The 1,905-nt window shown below is 73.5% G+C and carries 2 protein-coding genes; both read right to left on the minus strand.

The features are described from left to right. A partial coding sequence (locus C1I98_RS38430; RefSeq protein ID WP_497846288.1) for a DUF8128 domain-containing protein occupies window positions 1-1,252 on the minus strand: 1,252 nt, incomplete at its 3' end. Between the two features lies 1 nt (window position 1,253). After that, window positions 1,254-1,905 (minus strand): DUF8094 domain-containing protein (locus C1I98_RS42325; protein WP_158558394.1); only part of this gene is annotated, 652 nt, incomplete at its 5' end.

Genomic DNA, 1,905 nt, shown 5'->3' on the forward strand with positions numbered 1-1,905 from the left:
CGTCGGGGTCGATCAGGACGACCTTGGCGGCATGCTCGGGTGGGATGAGTCCGAGGAGATCGCGGACCAGGTCACCCTTGGCTTCGATGACCACCGTGCCGCGCCCGGCCTGGACGTCGGACAGGATCATCTGGGCGAGGAGGGTGGATTTGCCGGTTCCGTTGGGGCCGAGGACGTGGACGTGGTGGCAGGAGTCGGCCACCCGCAGCGCGACGGGGCGTGCGTGGCCGGCGTCGGAGACGCCCAGGATCTTGCCGGTCACCGGGATGGCCGGTGTCGGCGGGACGCTGTTGGCGCCCGCGCGGGTCAGCCCGGGTACGGCGGGGTCGAGCGGGAGGTGGGCGAGCGCGGCCAGTTCGGGGACGGAGAGCAGGAAGCCGCGGCCGAGTCGGCGGTCGGCGAGTCGGCGGGCCGGGGCGGGCAGGCGGTGGCGTTGCAGGCGGTTGTGCCCGTTGTAGAGGGCGAAGGCCGATGCGATGGCGTGGGCGCGGCCGGTGAGGGCGCGCCGGGCGGAGCGTGGGTCGTCGGCTTGTACGGCGTAGCGGATGGCGACTTCGTAGCGGGGTCGTTGCGCCTTGTCGCGGATGGCTCGGGCTTCGGCGGACTCCTCCAGCCTGGCCACCCGGTCGGGGGTCGGGTGGTAGCCGTGGCCGGGGGTGATGAGGTCGAGTACAGCGCGTACTGGTCGGACGAGGAGTGGGAGGCCGGAAAGGCGTCTGCCGGTGGCAGGGCGGGCCAAGATCTGGACGGCAGCGTGTTGCCACTGTGGCATGCCGGTTGCCGCGCCGAGCAGGGCGCGGAGCGGGTCGATGCCGTGGCCGTGCCGGATCGGCAGCCGTTCGCCGCGGGCGGGCAGCAGGCTGCCGCCGATCGCGCGTCCGATGAGCGGGACGGGCGGGGTGGCGTCGGCCGGTCGGGTACGGCAGGACGGCCAGGCGGCCTCGACGGCGCGTTCCACCAGGTGTTGTGGGATCACGCCTGGCACCCAGATCCGGATGCGGACGCCGTTGATGCCGAAGAGGTACTCGAAGGCGAGGTGCGGCTGGCCGACCAGCAGGCGTTTCCAAGCTGGGTGGAGCAAGCCGATGAGGTTGCCCCAGAGCGTTTCGGCAGCGGGCATGTCGGCGGCCGGTGGGGCGAGGATCTCGACGCAGCGGGCGTCGCGGGTAAGGCGGCGGTGGCGTAGGCGCTGGACGGTCGCGTGGGCGAGGGGGACGGCGGCGGCGACGGTGAAGGCGAGAAGGTGGCTCATGTCAGGCGCCGTCCACGGCGGTGGTGAGGGACCAGGCGCCGATGATGTCGGCCTTGGCCTGGCTGCCCGCCGGGGGGATGGCGGCGAGGAACCATCCGGCGCGGTCGATCGAGACGCGGCGGGTGTAGTACGGGCGGCGGGTCAGCTCGGTCTTGGCGAAACGGATGGGCGCGGGGGAGGCGGTCGCGGGCAGGAAGCGCTGGCGGTCGTGTAGGCCGTACCAGGCCAGCGCGCCGCCATCGGCGGTGCGCAACGCGTAGATGGGCGGCAGGACGCGGGCGGCGTGGCGGAACCACCACTGGCCGCGTAGGACGGCACGGTCGGCGAGTACGGCGCGGGCGGCCTGCGTGGTGTGCTCGCCGGGGGCGAGTAGGGTCCGTGCCTGCTTGGCGCGGTGGGCGCTGGCGACCGACCAGCCGTGGGCGTGGGCGACCTGGAGCGGGTCGGCGATCAGGCCGGTTCGGGTGCCTGCGTCCAGGGCGGTGGCCTGGCCCTGGGCGTCCAGGTGTGGCTGTGGCACCTGCCCGTCCGTACGGGACGCGGCCACGACCCGCCATCCTGCGGTGGTCTCCTCGAAGATGAGGTGGGTGCGGGCGGTGGCTCCGGTGTAGGTGATCGTGGCGAGGAACCATCGGGCGCGGCCTGGTTGGGGG

Source organism: Spongiactinospora gelatinilytica (assembly GCF_003236385.1).
GTDB lineage: Bacteria > Actinomycetota > Actinomycetes > Streptosporangiales > Streptosporangiaceae > Spongiactinospora > Spongiactinospora gelatinilytica.